The sequence below is a fragment of the Kosakonia pseudosacchari genome, assembly GCF_900184035.1.
Classification (GTDB): domain Bacteria; phylum Pseudomonadota; class Gammaproteobacteria; order Enterobacterales; family Enterobacteriaceae; genus Kosakonia; species Kosakonia pseudosacchari.
The window spans coordinates 81948-98306 of the sequence record NZ_FXWP01000017.1 but is presented as its reverse complement, the minus strand read 5'-3'; the positions used below and the strand labels follow the sequence as shown (position 1 = coordinate 98306).

The 16359-nt window shown below is 55.3% G+C and carries 11 protein-coding genes; 9 read left to right on the top strand and 2 right to left on the bottom strand.

Annotated features, from left to right (window positions below):
* Window positions 1-83 precede the first annotated feature (83 nt).
* From gntR to gntU, 3 genes are all read left to right on the top strand, one after another.
* Window positions 84-1079, top strand: coding sequence for a gluconate operon transcriptional repressor GntR (gene gntR / locus BN2591_RS15145; protein WP_017459555.1), 996 nt, complete (start codon window positions 84-86; stop codon window positions 1077-1079).
* 136 nt (window positions 1080-1215) lie between these two features.
* Window positions 1216-1749 carry a gluconokinase gene (gntK, locus tag BN2591_RS15140; protein WP_086872752.1) on the top strand — a complete coding sequence of 178 codons (534 nt, stop codon included), beginning with the start codon at window positions 1216-1218 and terminating at the stop codon, window positions 1747-1749.
* Window positions 1746-3086 carry a gluconate transporter gene (gene gntU / locus BN2591_RS15135; protein ID WP_086872750.1) on the top strand — a complete coding sequence of 447 codons (1341 nt, stop codon included), beginning with the start codon at window positions 1746-1748 and terminating at the stop codon, window positions 3084-3086. The genes gntK and gntU overlap by 4 nt, the downstream gene beginning before the upstream one ends.
* Window positions 3087-3122: 36 nt before the next feature.
* Here the strand turns inward: gntU and BN2591_RS15130 are convergent, their stop codons facing one another.
* A complete protein-coding gene (locus BN2591_RS15130; protein ID WP_017459552.1) occupies window positions 3123-3716 on the bottom strand; it encodes a YhgN family NAAT transporter in 594 nt (197 codons plus the stop codon).
* A gap of 172 nt (window positions 3717-3888) precedes the next feature.
* On the opposite strand from BN2591_RS15130, the gene asd reads away from it, so the two are divergent.
* From asd to glgP, 6 genes are all read left to right on the top strand, one after another.
* On the top strand, window positions 3889-4995 hold the full coding sequence (gene asd, locus BN2591_RS15125; RefSeq protein WP_086872748.1) for an aspartate-semialdehyde dehydrogenase: 1107 nt from the start codon (window positions 3889-3891) through the stop codon (window positions 4993-4995).
* A 258-nt stretch (window positions 4996-5253) separates the two neighbouring features.
* Window positions 5254-7440: a 1,4-alpha-glucan branching enzyme gene (gene glgB, locus BN2591_RS15120; RefSeq protein WP_086872746.1), complete on the top strand. Its 2187-nt coding sequence runs from the start codon at window positions 5254-5256 to the stop codon at window positions 7438-7440.
* Entirely contained in the window at window positions 7437-9413 is a 1977-nt protein-coding gene (gene glgX, locus BN2591_RS15115) for a glycogen debranching protein GlgX (protein ID WP_086872743.1), read from the top strand. Before glgB ends, glgX begins: the two co-directional genes overlap by 4 nt.
* 14 nt (window positions 9414-9427) lie before the next feature.
* Window positions 9428-10720, top strand: a complete 1293-nt coding sequence (gene glgC / locus BN2591_RS15110; RefSeq protein WP_086872741.1) for a glucose-1-phosphate adenylyltransferase — start codon at window positions 9428-9430, stop codon at window positions 10718-10720.
* A gap of 82 nt (window positions 10721-10802) precedes the next feature.
* The gene (gene glgA / locus BN2591_RS15105; RefSeq protein ID WP_017459547.1) at window positions 10803-12236 is read left to right on the top strand and encodes a glycogen synthase GlgA; all 1434 of its coding nucleotides are present in this window, start codon (window positions 10803-10805) and stop codon (window positions 12234-12236) included.
* A gap of 19 nt (window positions 12237-12255) precedes the next feature.
* Window positions 12256-14703, top strand: coding sequence for a glycogen phosphorylase (gene glgP, locus BN2591_RS15100; protein WP_086872739.1), 2448 nt, complete (start codon window positions 12256-12258; stop codon window positions 14701-14703).
* Window positions 14704-14781: 78 nt separating this feature from the next.
* Here the strand turns inward: glgP and glpD are convergent, their stop codons facing one another.
* Complete coding sequence (glpD, locus tag BN2591_RS15095) at window positions 14782-16287, bottom strand: glycerol-3-phosphate dehydrogenase (RefSeq protein ID WP_086872737.1); 1506 nt, start codon at window positions 16285-16287, stop codon at window positions 14782-14784.
* Window positions 16288-16359 lie beyond the last annotated feature (72 nt).

The following is a 16359-nucleotide window of genomic DNA, read 5'->3' as shown; positions in this document are numbered from 1 at the left end:
AACCTCCTGGTTTTGGCCGGAAGGTTGCGCGTTGTCCGTGATAAACTGAGGAAATCTCTCACTCAGAATAAAATGTCAGGACGATGAAAAAGAAAAGACCCGTACTTCAGGATGTGGCCGATCGCGTTGGCGTGACCAAAATGACCGTTAGCCGATTTTTACGTAACCCGGAACAAGTTTCCGTCGCGTTACGTGGCAAAATCGCGGCTGCACTTGATGAACTGGGTTACATTCCAAATCGGGCTCCCGATATTCTCTCTAACGCTACCAGCCGGGCGATTGGTGTGCTTCTCCCTTCCCTGACCAACCAGGTTTTTGCTGAAGTTTTACGCGGCATTGAAAGCGTTACCGACGCGCACGGGTATCAAACCATGCTGGCGCACTATGGCTACAAAGCCGAAATGGAAGAAGAGCGCCTGGAATCGATGCTCTCATGGAACATTGACGGCCTGATCCTTACCGAACGTACCCATACCCCGCGCACGCTGAAAATGATTGAAGTTGCTGGTATTCCGGTGGTGGAGTTAATGGACAGCCGCTCGCCTTGCCTCGATATCGCCGTTGGTTTTGATAACTTCGAAGCGGCGCGGCAGATAACGACTGCCATCATTGCGCGCGGCCACCGTCGTGTCGCTTATCTCGGCGCGCGCCTGGACGAACGTACTATCATCAAACAGAAGGGTTACGAGCAGGCGATGCTGGATGCGGGTTTAACGCCGTACAGCGTGATGGTGGAGCAATCTTCCTCTTACACCGCCGGTATCGAACTGATGCGCCAGGCGCGCCGTGAGTACCCTCAGCTTGACGGAATTTTTTGTACTAACGATGACCTTGCCGTTGGCGCGGCGTTTGAGTGCCAGCGTCTGGGGCTGAAAATTCCGCAGGATATGGCAATCGCCGGGTTCCACGGTCACGACATTGGCCAGGTAATGGAGCCGCGTCTGGCAAGCGTGCTTACGCCGCGTGAACGCATGGGGCGTATTGGCGCTGAACGCTTACTGGCGCGCATTCGTGGTGAGTCAGTTACGCCGAAAATGTTAGATTTAGGTTTCACTTTGTCACCGGGCGGATCTATTTAGTCTGACAAGTTTGAAGTAGCTCACACTTATTTATCTCTGGCACGAATGGATATTGCTTCTCCGTTACCCCAGCAGGACAATGTTACCGATAACAGTTACCCGTAACAATTCACTCTTGCACCAGTGGGGGCTACCCTTGAGCACGACTAACCTTGATCACCACGTTTATGTTCTGATGGGCGTTTCAGGCAGCGGAAAATCCGCTGTCGCCAGCGAAGTGGCGCATCAGTTACATGCCGCATTTCTCGACGGCGATTTCCTCCATCCGCGCAGCAACATCACCAAAATGGCGTCCGGTGAACCGCTGAACGACGATGACCGCAAACCATGGCTGCAGGCGCTGAACGACGCCGCTTTCGCCATGCAGCGCACCAACAAAGTGTCGCTGATTGTTTGCTCGGCACTGAAAAAACACTATCGCGACCAGCTGCGCGACGGTAACCCGAACCTCTCTTTCATCTATTTGAAAGGCGATTTCGACGTGATTGAAGGCCGTCTGAAAGCGCGTAAAGGGCACTTCTTCAAAACGCAAATGTTGGTAACGCAGTTTGAAGCGCTGCAAGAACCGGGCATGGATGAGCCGGATGTTCTGGTTGTGGATATTGACCAGCCGCTGGATGGTGTTGTTGCCAGCACCATTGAAGTCATTAATAAAGGCAGTGCTAAGTGAGTACATTAACGCTTGTTTTAACAGCAGTAGGCTCGGTTTTGCTGCTGCTGTTTTTAGTGATGAAAGCGCGTATGCACGCTTTCGTTGCTTTGATGGTGGTTTCCATTGGTGCAGGGCTTTTTTCCGGGATGCCGTTGATTAAGATCGCGCAGACCATGGAAAAAGGGATGGGCGGTACGCTCGGCTTTCTGGCGATTGTGGTCGCGCTCGGCGCGATGTTCGGCAAAATCCTTCACGAGACCGGCGCGGTGGACCAAATCGCTGTCAAAATGCTCCACTCTTTCGGCCACAACCGCGCCCATTACGCGATTGGTCTGGCGGGGTTGATTTGTGCGCTGCCGCTGTTCTTTGAAGTTGCGATTGTGCTGCTGATTAGCGTGGCGTTTTCCATGGCGCGCCATACCGGCACCAACCTGGTGAAACTGGTGATTCCACTGTTCGCTGGCGTTGCGGCAGCCGCTGCGTTTCTGCTGCCGGGGCCTGCGCCGATGCTGCTGGCATCGCAGATGCATGCCGATTTCGGCTGGATGATCCTGATTGGCCTGTGCGCGGCAATTCCGGGCATGTTGATTGCCGGTCCGCTATGGGGCAACTTTATCAGCCGCCATGTGGAGCTGCACATTCCTGATGATATTAGCGAGCCGCACCTGGGCGAAGGCAAAATGCCCTCGTTTGGTTTCAGCCTGTCGCTGATTTTGCTCCCGCTGGTGCTGGTGGGGATGAAAACCATCGCCGCGCGTTTTGTAGCCGAAGGCAGCAATTTGTACGACTGGCTGGAGTTTATCGGTCACCCGTTCACCGCGATCCTTGTTGCGTGCCTGGTGGCGATTTATGGCCTGGCGATGCGTCAAGGGATGCCGAAAGATCGCGTGATGGAAATTTGCGGTCAGGCGTTGCAACCGGCGGGCATTATTCTGCTGGTGATTGGTGCGGGCGGCGTGTTCAAGCAAGTGCTGGTGGATTCCGGCGTTGGCCCGGCACTGGGCGAAGCGCTGACCGGCATGGGCTTGCCTATCGCGATCACCTGTTTTGTGCTAGCCGCTGCGGTACGCATTATTCAGGGTTCTGCCACGGTTGCCTGCCTGACGGCTGTTGGCCTGGTAATGCCGGTTATTGAACAGTTGCATTTCAACGGCGCGCAGATGGCAGCACTCTCTATCTGCATCGCGGGCGGTTCGATTGTAGTAAGCCACGTGAACGACGCCGGTTTCTGGTTGTATGGCCGCTTTACCGGCGCAACCGAAGCGCAAACGCTGAAAACCTGGACGATGATGGAAACCATCCTTGGCACCACCGGTGCGATTATCGGGATGATTGCGTTTTCACTGTTGAGCTAAGTTTGCCAACCCTCTTCCGTCGGGAGAGGGTTGGTTTTACCCCTTCATCCACACCCGAATCCCATCCAGGAACATCTGGGTGGCGAGCATCACCAGAATCAGCCCCATCAGCCTTTCCAGTGCGTTAACCCCTTTCTCGCCGAGCAGGCGCAAAAACAGCGACGATTGCAACAAAATCGCCACCGTGCCGCCCCAGGCAATCAGCAGCGCAATCACCAGGTGGCTCATTTGATTCGGATATTGATGGGAAAGCAGCATTAACGTTGCCAGCAGCGTTGGGCCTGCCACCAGCGGGATTGCCAGCGGGACGATAAACGGCTCTTCGCCAGCGGGCAGGCCAGAGCTGCTGCCGGATTCGCTAGGGAAAATCATCTTAATGGCAATCAGGAACAGAATGATGCCGCCAGAGATGGAAACCGTCTCTGCGCGTAAATTCAGCAGGGCGAGGATTTTCTCCCCGGCGAAGAGGAAGATAAACATCACCAGCAGCGCAATGAGCAGCTCGCGGATCATGATCGCCCGTCGGCGTTTCGGCTCGGTATGTTTCAGTACCGACATAAAGATGGGCAGGTTGCCCAAAGGATCCATAATCAGGATCAACAACACGGTGGCGGAGATGATATCAGTCATTCACTCTTATCCCTGACGCAGGCGGCAAAATGGCAGTAATTAGCTGCATTTCTTATGCGTTCGCGATCATTGATTAATTTCACTTGCGACTTTGGCTGCATTTTGTAATGTGGCTATTCCCAGTGGGATACTGGTTCGTATACACAGCACACATCTTCGCAGGAACTTCGCTATGAAAAATGTTGGTTTTATCGGTTGGCGCGGAATGGTCGGCTCCGTTCTCATGCAGCGCATGATTGAAGAGCGCGATTTCGACGCCATTCGCCCTGTCTTCTTTTCCACTTCCCAGTTTGGGCAGGCTGCACCCGCGTTTGGCGGAAGTACAGCAGGCACGCTTCAGGACGCGTTCAATCTGGAAGCGCTGAAGGCACTCGACATCATTGTCACCTGCCAGGGCGGCGATTATACCAACGAAATCTATCCAAAGCTTCGTGAAAGCGGCTGGCAGGGTTACTGGATCGACGCGGCTTCCTCTTTACGCATGAAAGATGACGCCATCATTATCCTCGACCCGGTTAACCAGGCGGTAATCAACGAAGGCCTGAACAACGGCGTGAAAACCTTTGTCGGCGGTAACTGCACCGTCAGCCTGATGCTGATGTCGCTCGGTGGGCTGTTCGCCAACGATCTGGTGGAGTGGGTGTCGGTTGCCACTTATCAGGCCGCATCCGGCGGCGGCGCGCGGCATATGCGTGAATTGCTGACGCAAATGGGCCAGTTGCACAGCCATGTTGCCGCCGAGCTTGCCGATCCGGCGTCGGCGATCCTGGATATCGAACGCAAAGTGACCGCGCTGACCCGCAGCGGCGAGCTGCCGGTCGATAACTTTGGTGTACCGCTGGCGGGTAGCCTGATCCCGTGGATCGACAAACAACTGGATAATGGCCAGAGCCGCGAAGAGTGGAAAGGCCAGGCGGAAACCAACAAAATTCTCAACACCGCGAATATCATTCCGGTCGATGGCCTTTGCGTGCGCATCGGCGCGCTGCGCTGCCACAGCCAGGCGTTCACCATCAAGCTGAAAAAAGATGTGTCGATTCCGACCGTCGAAGAGCTGCTGGCGGCGCATAACCCGTGGGCGAAAGTGGTGCCAAACGATCGTGAGATCAGCATGCGCGAACTGACTCCGGCGGCGGTGACAGGCACGTTGACCACGCCGGTTGGTCGTCTGCGTAAACTGAACATGGGGCCGGAGTTCCTCTCTGCCTTTACCGTTGGTGATCAGCTGTTATGGGGCGCGGCCGAACCGCTGCGTCGTATGTTGCGCCAACTGGCGTAACAGAGTTCACCACCACAAGGGGCGCTACGGCGCCCTTTTTTTGTGCTTTTTTGCCAGAAAGAAGCACAGATGTGTTTATTTTCTCAAGTGTTGAAAAGTGTTGGCTATGCTTTAGACAAGGTGTCGGAACATCTTGCCTGAAGATGGGACGGGGCAGAGAGGATGCACATTTGGTGCTGCGCCGTTCAGGTCAAAAAAGTGTCGCAACCGGACTTACTACGGTGGAAGGTGCGATGCCACAACAACAGGATGAGAACCATGTCCGTTCGTGTTGATAAAGACGTCATTAACGCGCTTATTGCGGGTCATTTTGCTGATCCTTTTTCAGTGCTGGGGATGCACCAGACCGAAACCGGTCTGGAAGTACGCGCGCTGCTGCCTGATGCCACCGAAGTGTGGGTTATCGAGCCGAAAACCGGGCGCAAAGTGGGAAAACTGGAGTGCCTGGATTCCAGGGGCTTCTTCAGCGGCGTGATGCAACGCCGTAAAAACCCTTTTTATTATCAACTTGCGGTCGTCTGGCACGGCCAACAAAACCTGATTGATGATCCCTACCGTTTTGGCCCGCTTATCCAGGAGATGGATGCGTGGCTGCTAAGTGAAGGAACGCATATGCGCCCTTATGAAACGCTGGGCGCGCACGCCGATACGGTGGATGGCGTGGTCGGTACACGATTTTCTGTCTGGGCGCCAAACGCGCAACGTGTCTCGGTGGTGGGGCAGTTTAATTACTGGGATGGGCGCCGTCACCCGATGCGCCTGCGTCGGGAAAGCGGTATCTGGGAGCTTTTCATTCCCGGCGCGCTCAATGGGCAGCTCTATAAATTCGAGATGATTGATGCGCACGGTAAGCTGCGGATCAAAGCCGATCCTTACGCGTTTGAGGCGCAGATGCGGCCCGATAGCGCGTCGCTGATTTGCGGCCTGCCGGGCAAGAAAACGCAGAGTGAAGAGCGCAAACGCGCCAATGAATTTGATGCGCCAATCAGTATCTATGAAGTTCATCTGGGCTCCTGGCGTCGCCATACAGACAACAACTTTTGGCTCAGCTACCGCGAGCTGGCGGACCAGCTCGTGCCTTACGCGAAATGGATGGGCTTCACCCATATTGAGTTGATGCCGGTGAATGAGCATCCGTTCGATGGCAGTTGGGGATATCAACCTACCGGTTTGTACGCGCCAACCCGCCGTTTCGGTACCCGCGACGATTTCCTGCACTTTATTCATACCGCGCATGCCGCTGGTTTAGGGGTGATCCTCGATTGGGTGCCGGGCCATTTCCCGTCGGATGATTTTGGCCTGGCGGATTTCGACGGCACCAAACTCTACGAGCACAGCGATCCGCGTGAAGGTTATCACCAGGACTGGAACACGCTAATTTACAACTATGGTCGCCGGGAAGTGAGCAACTATCTGGTCGGCAACGCGCTGTACTGGATTGAACGCTTCGGCATTGACGCCCTGCGCGTGGATGCGGTGGCGTCCATGATCTACCGCGACTACAGCCGCAAAGAGGGGGAATGGATCCCCAATGAATTCGGCGGTCGTGAAAACCTGGAAGCCATTGAGTTTTTACGCAATACCAACCGCATTCTCGGCGAGCAGGCGCCCGGTGCCGTTAGCATGGCAGAAGAGTCTACCGATTTCGCTGGCGTCTCGCGCCCACCGTCGCTAGGCGGGCTGGGCTTCTGGTACAAATGGAACCTCGGCTGGATGCACGACACGCTGGATTACATGAAGCTTGATCCGGTGTACCGCAAGTACCACCACGACAAGATGACCTTCGGGATTCTCTATAACTACACCGAAAACTTTATTCTGCCGCTTTCCCATGACGAAGTGGTGCACGGTAAAAAATCGATTCTTGACCGCATGCCCGGCGATGCGTGGCAAAAGTTCGCCAACCTGCGTGCCTACTATGCCTGGATGTGGGCGTTCCCCGGTAAAAAACTGCTGTTTATGGGCAACGAGTTCGCGCAGGGCCGCGAATGGAACCACGATAGCAGCCTCGACTGGCACTTGCTGGAGGGTGGTGATAACTGGCATCACGGCGTTCAGCGCCTGGTGCGCGATTTGAACCAGGTTTACCGCCATCACAAAGCGCTGCACGAACTGGACTTTGACCCTTACGGGTTTGAATGGCTGGTGGTGGATGATCATGAAGCCTCGGTGTTTGCCTTTGTCCGCCGTGATAAGCAGGGCAATGAAATTATCGTCATCAGTAACTTTACCCCCGTACCGCGCCCGGATTACCGCATCGGTATTAACCAGCCGGGGCGCTGGCGCGAAGAGCTGAACAGCGACTCCATGCATTATCACGGCAGTAACACCGGCAATGGCGGTGTGGTACACAGCGACGCGATCGCCAATCGCGGGCGCGAGCACTCCTTGCTGTTGACCATACCGCCGCTGGCGACTATCTGGCTGGTGCGGGAGGGCGAATGAGCAAGCTGACGGCCGGAAAAGCGACGCCTCACGGCGCACATGTGCAGAGCGACGGCGTGAACTTTACGCTGTTTTCCGCCCATGCTGAACGCGTGGAGCTTTGCCTGTTCGATGATGAAGGTAATGAACAGCGCGTCGACTTGCCTGGCCGCACCGGCGATATCTGGCACGGTTTTCTGGCGGGTGCGAAGCCTGGCCTGCATTACGGCTACCGTGTGCACGGCCCGTGGGAACCCGCTCGCGGTCATCGTTTTAACCCGGCCAAATTACTGCTCGATCCTTGTGCGCAACGTGTTGAAGGAGAAACGCGCGACAACCCGCTGTTTCACGGCGGTTATGACGCGCCGGATCCCCACGATAACGCCGCGCTCGGTTTACGCAGCGTGGTGGTGCATGAAGCCTACGACTGGGAAGATGACGTGCCGCCGCGCATCTCGTGGGGCAACACGGTCATTTACGAAGCGCATGTCAAAGGATTGACGTGGCTGCATCCGGCGATCCCGCCGGAAATACGCGGCACCTACAAGGCGCTGGGCCACCCGGTGATGATCAACTGGTTTAAACAGCTGGGGATCACCGCGCTGGAATTATTGCCTGTGGCGCATTTCGCCAGCGAGCCGCGCCTGCAGCGGCTGGGGCTGTCTAATTACTGGGGCTATAACCCGCTGGCGCTGTTTGCGCTGGAACCCCGCTACGCCAGTAACCCGGCGCAGGCGATTACTGAGTTTCGCGATGCGGTAAAAGCGCTGCATCGGGCGGGGATCGAAGTGATCCTCGATATCGTCCTCAACCATAGTGCGGAAAGCGATCTCGACGGACCGACCTTCTCTCTGCGCGGTATCGACAACCGAAGTTATTACTGGGTTCGCGAGGATGGCGATTACCACAACTGGACCGGCTGCGGTAACACGCTCAATTTGAACAACGCCGAGGTGGTGGATTACGCGCACGCCTGCCTGCGTTATTGGGTGGAAACCTTTCACGTGGATGGTTTTCGCTTTGATCTGGCCTCGGTGATGGGGCGCACGCCGGAATTCAGCCAGCAGGCACCGCTGTTTAACGCCATTAAAAACGATCCGCAGTTGCGCGCTCTGAAGCTGATTGCCGAGCCGTGGGATATCGGCCCTGGCGGTTATCAGGTGGGTAACTACCCGCCGCCTTTTGCCGAGTGGAACGACCATTTCCGTGATGCGACGCGTCGTTTCTGGCTTGAACAATCCCTCTCATTGGGGGAGTTCGCCGGGCGCTTTGCCGCCTCCAGCGATGTGTTCAAACGTGATGGTCGCCTGCCATCGGCCTCTGTCAATCTGATCACCGCCCACGACGGTTTTACGCTGCGGGATTGTGTCTCTTTTGACCATAAACATAACGAAGCCAATGGTGAAGACAACCGCGACGGCACCAACAGTAATCACAGCTTTAATCATGGCACAGAAGGGTTAGGCGGCAGCCTTGATGTGGTTGAAAGACGGCGTGCAAGTATGCACGCGTTGTTAACCACGTTACTGCTTTCGCAAGGCACGCCGATGTTGCTGGCTGGCGACGAAATGGGGCATAGCCAGCACGGCAATAACAACGCGTATTGCCAGGATAACGCCTTAACCTGGCTTGACTGGAGCCAGGTGGATAGCGGGTTGGTGACGTTTACCGCCGCGCTTATCCAGTTGCGCCAGCGTATTCCTGCCCTCACGCGTGACGCGTGGTGGGAAGAGGGTGACGGCAACGTTGCCTGGTTAAATGACGAAGGGCAACCACTGACGCCACAGGCGTGGCAAAACGGGGTGCGCCGCTTACAGATCCTGTTATCAGACAGCGTGTTAATCACCCTCAATGCCACCGCAGAAGTTGCAGAAATTGCTTTACCCGCAGGTGAATGGTGCGCCATTCCGCCTTTTGCCGGAGAGGACAATCCGGTCATCGTCTCTGTCTGGCACGGGCCCGCGCATGGAGTGTGCGTATTTCAGCGGTCATAAAAAAGGAGTTAGTCATGGTGAGATTAGATAAGAACGACCCAACAATGCTGGCGCGCCAGTTGCCGCTAAAATCTGTTGCCCTGATCCTGGCGGGCGGCCGGGGGACGCGTCTGAAAGATTTAACCAAAAAACGCGCCAAACCCGCGGTGCATTTCGGCGGCAAGTTCCGCATCATCGATTTCGCGCTGTCCAACTGCATTAACTCCGGCATTCGCCGGATTGGCGTTATCACGCAGTACCAGTCGCATACGCTGATTCAACATATTCAGCGCGGCTGGTCGTTTTTTAACAACGAGATGAATGAGTCTGTCGATCTGCTCCCGGCTCAACAGCGCGTGCATGGCGAAAACTGGTATCGCGGCACGGCGGATGCGGTCACGCAGAATCTCGACATCATTCGTCGTTATCGCGCAGAGTACATCGTCATTCTGGCGGGCGATCATATCTACAAGCAGGACTACTCGCGCATGCTGATTGACCATGTGGAAAAAGAGGCGCGTTGTACCGTTGCTTGCCTGCCGGTGCCCGTCCATGAGGCCACCGCTTTTGGCGTGATGGCCGTTGATGAGAACGACAAAATAATCGACTTCGTGGAGAAACCCGCGTCGCCGCCCTGTATGCCAGGTGACGACAGCAAGGCGCTGGCCAGCATGGGGATCTATATTTTTGATGCGGAGTATCTGTACGACCTGCTGGAGCAGGACGATGAGAATGAAAATTCCAGCCATGATTTCGGCAAGGACATCATTCCGCAGATAGTGAAGTCTGGCATGGCGTATGCGCACCCTTTCCCGTTGTCCTGCGTGCAGTCCGATCCTGATGCCAGCCCATACTGGCGGGATGTCGGTACGCTCGAAGCCTACTGGAAAACGAACCTGGATTTAGCCTCGGTGATGCCGGAACTGGACATGTACGATCAAAATTGGCCTATCCGTACCTATAATCAATCTTTACCCCCGGCGAAATTCGTCCAGGACAGGTCGGGCAGCCACGGCATGACGTTGAACTCGCTGGTTTCCGGCGGGTGCGTTATTTCAGGATCGGTTGTTGTGCAGTCGGTATTGTTCTACCGCGTGCGCGTCAACTCATTCTGCAATATCGACTCTTCGGTCTTGCTGCCGGAAGTGTGGGTGGGGCGCTCCTGTCGCCTCCATCGCTGCATTATCGACAGAGGCTGCGTGATACCGGAAGGAACGGTGATTGGTGAAAATGCAGAAGAAGATGCGCGTCGCTTTTACCGTTCTGAAGAAGGCATTGTGTTGGTCACACGTGAAATGTTGCGCAAATTAAAAGCTGAAAGCATCTGATTATAACCTTGCGCGGAAGGGGTCCGCGCGCTGTTTCCCCCTTTCTGGCGTCAAGGCCAACGGGTTTTGAACAGGAGCGATAATGCAGGTTTTACATGTATGTTCTGAGATGTTTCCGTTGCTGAAGACCGGGGGTCTGGCAGACGTTATTGGCGCGTTGCCTGCGGCACAAATTGCCGGTGGTGTTGATACTCGCGTTCTGTTGCCTGCTTTCCCTGATATTCGTCGTGGTGTGAGCGATGCGAAAGTGGTGTCCCGGCGTGAGACGTTTGCCGGCCACATTTCGCTGTTATTCGGTCACTTCAACGGGGTGGGGATTTACATGATCGATGCGCCGCATCTGTATGATCGGCCCGGGAGCCCCTATCACGATACGAATTTGTTCGCCTATACCGACAACGTGCTGCGTTTTGCGTTACTCGGTTGGGTCGGCAGCGAAATGGCCAGCGGGCTTGATCCATTCTGGCGCCCGGATGTGGTGCACGCGCACGACTGGCATGCAGGGTTGGCTCCGGCTTACCTCGCGGCGAAGGGGCATCCGGCCAAGTCGGTATTTACGGTGCATAACCTTGCCTATCAGGGCATGTTTTATGCACAGCATATGAATGACATCGAACTGCCATTGTCGTTCTTTAATATGCACGGGCTGGAGTTCAACGGACAGATTTCGTTTCTCAAGGCGGGGCTGTATTACGCGGATCATATTACCGCTGTCAGCCCGACGTACGCGCGCGAGATCACCGAACCGCAGTTCGCCTATGGCATGGAAGGGCTGTTGCGCCAGCGTCAGCAAGAAGGTCGCCTGAGCGGCATTCTGAACGGCGTCGATGAAAAAATTTGGGATCCAGCCACCGATTTGCTGCTCGGTGCGCGCTACACGCGCGATACGCTGGAAGAAAAAGCGGAAAACAAACGTCAACTGCAAGTGGCGATGGGGCTGAAAGTGAACGACAAAGTCCCATTGTTTGCGGTAGTGAGCCGTCTGACCAGCCAGAAAGGGCTGGATCTGGTGCTGGAAGCCTTACCTGGGCTTCTGGAACAAGGCGGTCAACTGGCGCTGCTCGGCGCGGGCGATCCGGTGTTGCAGGAAGGGTTCCTCGCCGCCGCCGCTGAACACTCCGGGCAGGTGGGGGTGCAGATTGGTTACCACGAAGCGTTCTCGCACCGCATTATGGGCGGGGCGGATGTCATTCTGGTGCCAAGCCGCTTTGAACCCTGCGGCCTGACACAGTTGTATGGCCTGAAGTACGGCACGCTGCCATTAGTGCGCCGCACCGGCGGGCTGGCTGATACGGTTTCCGACAGTTCGCTGGAAAACCTGGCGGATGGCGTCGCCAGTGGTTTTGTCTTTGAAGACAGTAATGCCTGGTCGCTGCTCAGGGCCATCAGGCGTGCTTTCGTGTTGTGGTCCCGTCCATCGCTTTGGCGTTTTGTACAGCGTCAGGCGATGGCGATGGATTTTAGCTGGCAGGTCGCCGCGCAGTCATACCGCGATCTTTACTTTCGGTTGAAATAGTTTTCCAGGAATCACTTATATGAATGCACCTTTTACTTATGCTTCACCTACGTTAAGTATTGAGGCGTTAAAACATTCGATTGCCTACAAACTGATGTTCACCATCGGTAAAGATCCGGCTGTCGCCAATCGCCACGAATGGCTGAACGCCACGCTGTTTGCCGTGCGCGATCGGCTGGTGGAGCGCTGGCTGCGTTCCACCCGTGCGCAGCTCTCTCAGGAAGTGCGCCAGGTTTACTACTTGTCGATGGAGTTTTTGATTGGCCGCACCCTTTCTAACGCCTTGCTGTCACTCGGTATCTATGACGATGTGAAAAATGCGCTGGATGAAATGGGGTTCGACCTGGAAGAACTGATTGATGAAGAGAACGACCCCGGCCTTGGTAACGGCGGGCTGGGTCGGCTGGCGGCCTGCTTCCTGGATTCGCTGGCGACGCTGGGATTGCCCGGTCGCGGCTACGGCATTCGTTACGACTACGGGATGTTCAAACAGAACATCGTCGACGGGCGGCAGAAAGAGTCGCCGGATTACTGGCTGGAGTACGGCAACCCGTGGGAGTTTAAACGTCACAACACACGCTATAAGGTGCGGTTTGGCGGGCGCATTCAGCAGGAAGGCAAAAAAAGCCGTTGGGTTGAAACCGAAGAGATCCTCGCCGTGGCCTACGATCAGATTATCCCCGGCTACGATACCGATGCGACTAACACGCTGCGTTTGTGGAATGCGCAGGCGAGTAGCGAAATCAACCTCGGCAAATTCAACCAGGGCGACTACTTTGCCGCCGTGGAAGATAAAAACCATTCGGAAAACGTCTCCCGTGTGCTCTATCCGGATGATTCCACCTACTCCGGGCGCGAGTTACGCCTGCGTCAGGAGTACTTCCTGGTCTCCGCGACGGTGCAGGATATCCTCAGCCGTCACTATCAACTGCACCAGACTTTCAGCAATCTGGCAGATAAAATCGCCATTCACCTCAATGACACCCACCCGGTGCTGTCGATTCCTGAGCTGATGCGTCTGCTTATCGACGAGCATAAATTCGACTGGGATGACGCCTTTGAGGTGACGTGTCAGGTCTTCTCTTACACCAACCACACACTGATGAGTGAGGCGCTGGAGACCTGGCCGGTGGATATGCTGGGTAAAATTTTGCCGCGCCATCTGCAAATCATCTTTGAAATTAATGATTATTTCCTCAAGACCTTGCAGGAACAGCATCCGAATAACATCGACTTATTGAGCCGCACGTCGATTATTGACGAATCCAGCGGACGTCGGGTACGTATGGCCTGGCTGGCGGTGGTGGTCAGCCATAAAGTGAATGGCGTTTCCGAGCTGCACTCCAATTTAATGGTTCAGTCGCTGTTTGCCGATTTCGCAGAAATCTTCCCGATGCGTTTTCTCAACGTCACTAACGGCGTGACGCCGCGGCGCTGGCTGGCGCTGGCGAACCCGTCGCTTTCGCACGTGCTGGATGAAAATATTGGCCGCACATGGCGTACCGATCTCAGTCAGTTGAGCGAGCTGGAGCAGCATATTGATTATCCGACGGTGAACCAGGCGGTGCGCCAGGCGAAGCTGGAAAACAAAAAGCGGCTGGCGACGTTTATTGCTCAGCAACTGAATGTGGTGGTGAACCCGAAAGCGCTTTTCGATGTGCAGATCAAACGCATTCATGAATATAAGCGCCAGTTGATGAACGTGTTGCACGTTATTGTTCGCTATAACCGCATCAAGGCCGATCCCACGGCGCAATGGGTGCCGCGCGTCAATATCTTCGCCGGTAAGGCCGCGTCTGCGTACTACATGGCGAAACATATCATTCACTTGATCAATGACGTCGCGCAGGTGATCAACAACGATCCGCAGATTGGCGACAAACTGAAAGTCGTCTTTATTCCCAATTACAGCGTCAGCCTGGCGCAACTCATTATTCCGGCGGCGGATCTTTCCGAGCAAATTTCACTGGCGGGCACGGAAGCTTCCGGCACCAGTAATATGAAGTTTGCCCTCAACGGCGCACTGACGATTGGTACGCTGGACGGCGCGAATGTTGAGATGCAGGAGCACGTCGGCGAAGAGAATATCTTTATCTTCGGTAACACGGCGGATGAAGTCGAAGCGCTGCGACGCAAGGGCTATAAGCCGCGTGAATACTATGAGAAAGATGAAGAGTTGCATCAGGTGCTGACACAAATCGCCACTGGCCTGTTCAGTCCGCAGGAACCAGGGCGCTATCGCGATCTCGTCGATTCGTTGATTAACTTTGGCGACCATTACCAGGTACTGGCAGATTTCCGCAGCTATATCGACTGCCAGGAAAAAGTGGATGAGCTCTATCTCCATCCGGAAGAGTGGACCACCAAAGCGATGCGCAATATCGCCAATATGGGGTACTTCTCATCGGATCGCACCATTCAGGAATATGCCGAGAATATCTGGCATATCAAACCGGTTCGCTTGTAATAAAAAACCTCTCCCGGTTGGGAGAGGTTTTTCCTTTATTTTGCGATGCCAGCCTTGCGCAGGGAGACGCTGATCCTGTTACGACGCCAGCGACAGTTCCGCTTTATGATGACGCGTTAACCATTGCGCCACGCGCGACTGTTCTTCTGCATTCAGCCACATGCCGAGTTTGGTGCGACGCCAGATAGCGTCGTCCAGGCGTCTGACCCATTCGTGTTCGACCAGGTAACGCAGCTCGGCTTCGTACAATTCGTGACCGAAATGCTCGCCTAACTCTTCAAGGCTGGTGGCATTCGCCAGTATCAGCTCGCTGTTGCTGCCGTAAGTGCGGGCATAATGGCGCGCCAGCGATTCACTGATAAACGGATAACGGCGGCGCAATTTGGCGGCGTAATCATCACGATCGCCTGCAATGTCTCCACCTGGCAGTACGCAACTTTTCGTCCATGCCGGGCCAATGCCTTTGTAATACGGTGTCAGTTTTTCCAGCGCGTGTTCGGCCAGCTTGCGGTAAGTGGTCAGCTTGCCGCCAAACACTGACAGCAGCGGCGCTTTGCCGTTTTCGTCGTGGATATCCAGCGTATAGTCACGCGTAATCGCCTGTGGCGAATCGGATTCGTCATCGCATAGCGGGCGCACGCCTGAGTAGGTCCAGACAATATCCTCGCGGGTCAGCTGTTTCTTAAAGTGGCCGTTATAGACTTTCAGCAGGTAGTTGATCTCGTTTTCGTCGATCTCCACATGCTTCGGATCGCCTTTATATTCCACGTCCGTGGTGCCGATAATCGAAAACTCATCCATCCACGGAATGACAAACACAATACGCTTATCTTCGTTTTGCAGGATATACGCCTGTTTTTGCGCGTGCGCGCGCGGCACCACAATATGGCTGCCTTTGATCAGGCGGATGCCGTACGGGGAAGGCAGATGCATACCGTCATCGAAGAATTCTTTCACCCACGGACCGGTGGCGTTTACCAGGCCGCGCGCCTGCCAGCTAAATTTCTCGCCGGTATCGATATCTTCCGCTTCAACAATCCACATGCCATTTTCACGACGTGCGCTGGTTGCGCGGGTGCGGGTCATCACTTTACCGCCTTTTTGTTCCACCATCTGCGCATTGGCCAATACCAGACGCGCATCGTCCACCCAGCAGTCGGAATATTCGAAACCGCGCACGATTTCCGGTTTCAGCACCGACTCTGAGCCAAAACGCAACCCTTTGGAGGCGGGTAAACTGGTGCGTTTACCCAGGTGATCGTACATAAACAGACCAATGCGGATCATCCACGCCGGGCGCAGGTGCGGGCGGTGCGGCAGGCGAAAACGCATCGGGAAGGCGATGTGCGGCGCCATTTTCAGCAGCACTTCGCGCTCGGCCAGCGCTTCGCTCACCAGGCGAAATTCGTAGTGTTCAAGGTAGCGCAGGCCGCCGTGAATCAATTTGGAGCTGTTGCTGGATGTCGCGCAGGCGAGATCCTGTGCTTCCAGCATCAGCACGGATAAACCACGCCCTGCGGCGTCAACCGCGATACCGGCACCATTAATGCCCCCGCCTATCACAATCAGATCTTTGGTTTCCATGCTGTCCTCATGCACTTTCGTTAAAGCTCAAAAATGTTCGATATCGCTCATAATAGCAAAGGAACGCGCTTT

Bases quoted from the DNA above. Each gene is read 5' to 3' on its own strand.
- glpD (WP_086872737.1), bottom strand. From the start codon at position 16,287: ATGGAAACCAAAGATCTGATTGTGATAGGCGGGGGCATTAATGGTGCC.
- glgP (WP_086872739.1), top strand. From the start codon at position 12,256: ATGAATGCACCTTTTACTTATGCTTCACCTACGTTAAGTATTGAGGCG.
- asd (WP_086872748.1), top strand. From the start codon at position 3,889: ATGAAAAATGTTGGTTTTATCGGTTGGCGCGGAATGGTCGGCTCCGTT.
- gntR (WP_017459555.1), top strand. From the start codon at position 84: ATGAAAAAGAAAAGACCCGTACTTCAGGATGTGGCCGATCGCGTTGGC.
- glgC (WP_086872741.1), top strand. From the start codon at position 9,428: ATGGTGAGATTAGATAAGAACGACCCAACAATGCTGGCGCGCCAGTTG.
- BN2591_RS15130 (WP_017459552.1), bottom strand. From the start codon at position 3,716: ATGACTGATATCATCTCCGCCACCGTGTTGTTGATCCTGATTATGGAT.
- glgB (WP_086872746.1), top strand. From the start codon at position 5,254: ATGTCCGTTCGTGTTGATAAAGACGTCATTAACGCGCTTATTGCGGGT.
- glgA (WP_017459547.1), top strand. From the start codon at position 10,803: ATGCAGGTTTTACATGTATGTTCTGAGATGTTTCCGTTGCTGAAGACC.
- glgX (WP_086872743.1), top strand. From the start codon at position 7,437: ATGAGCAAGCTGACGGCCGGAAAAGCGACGCCTCACGGCGCACATGTG.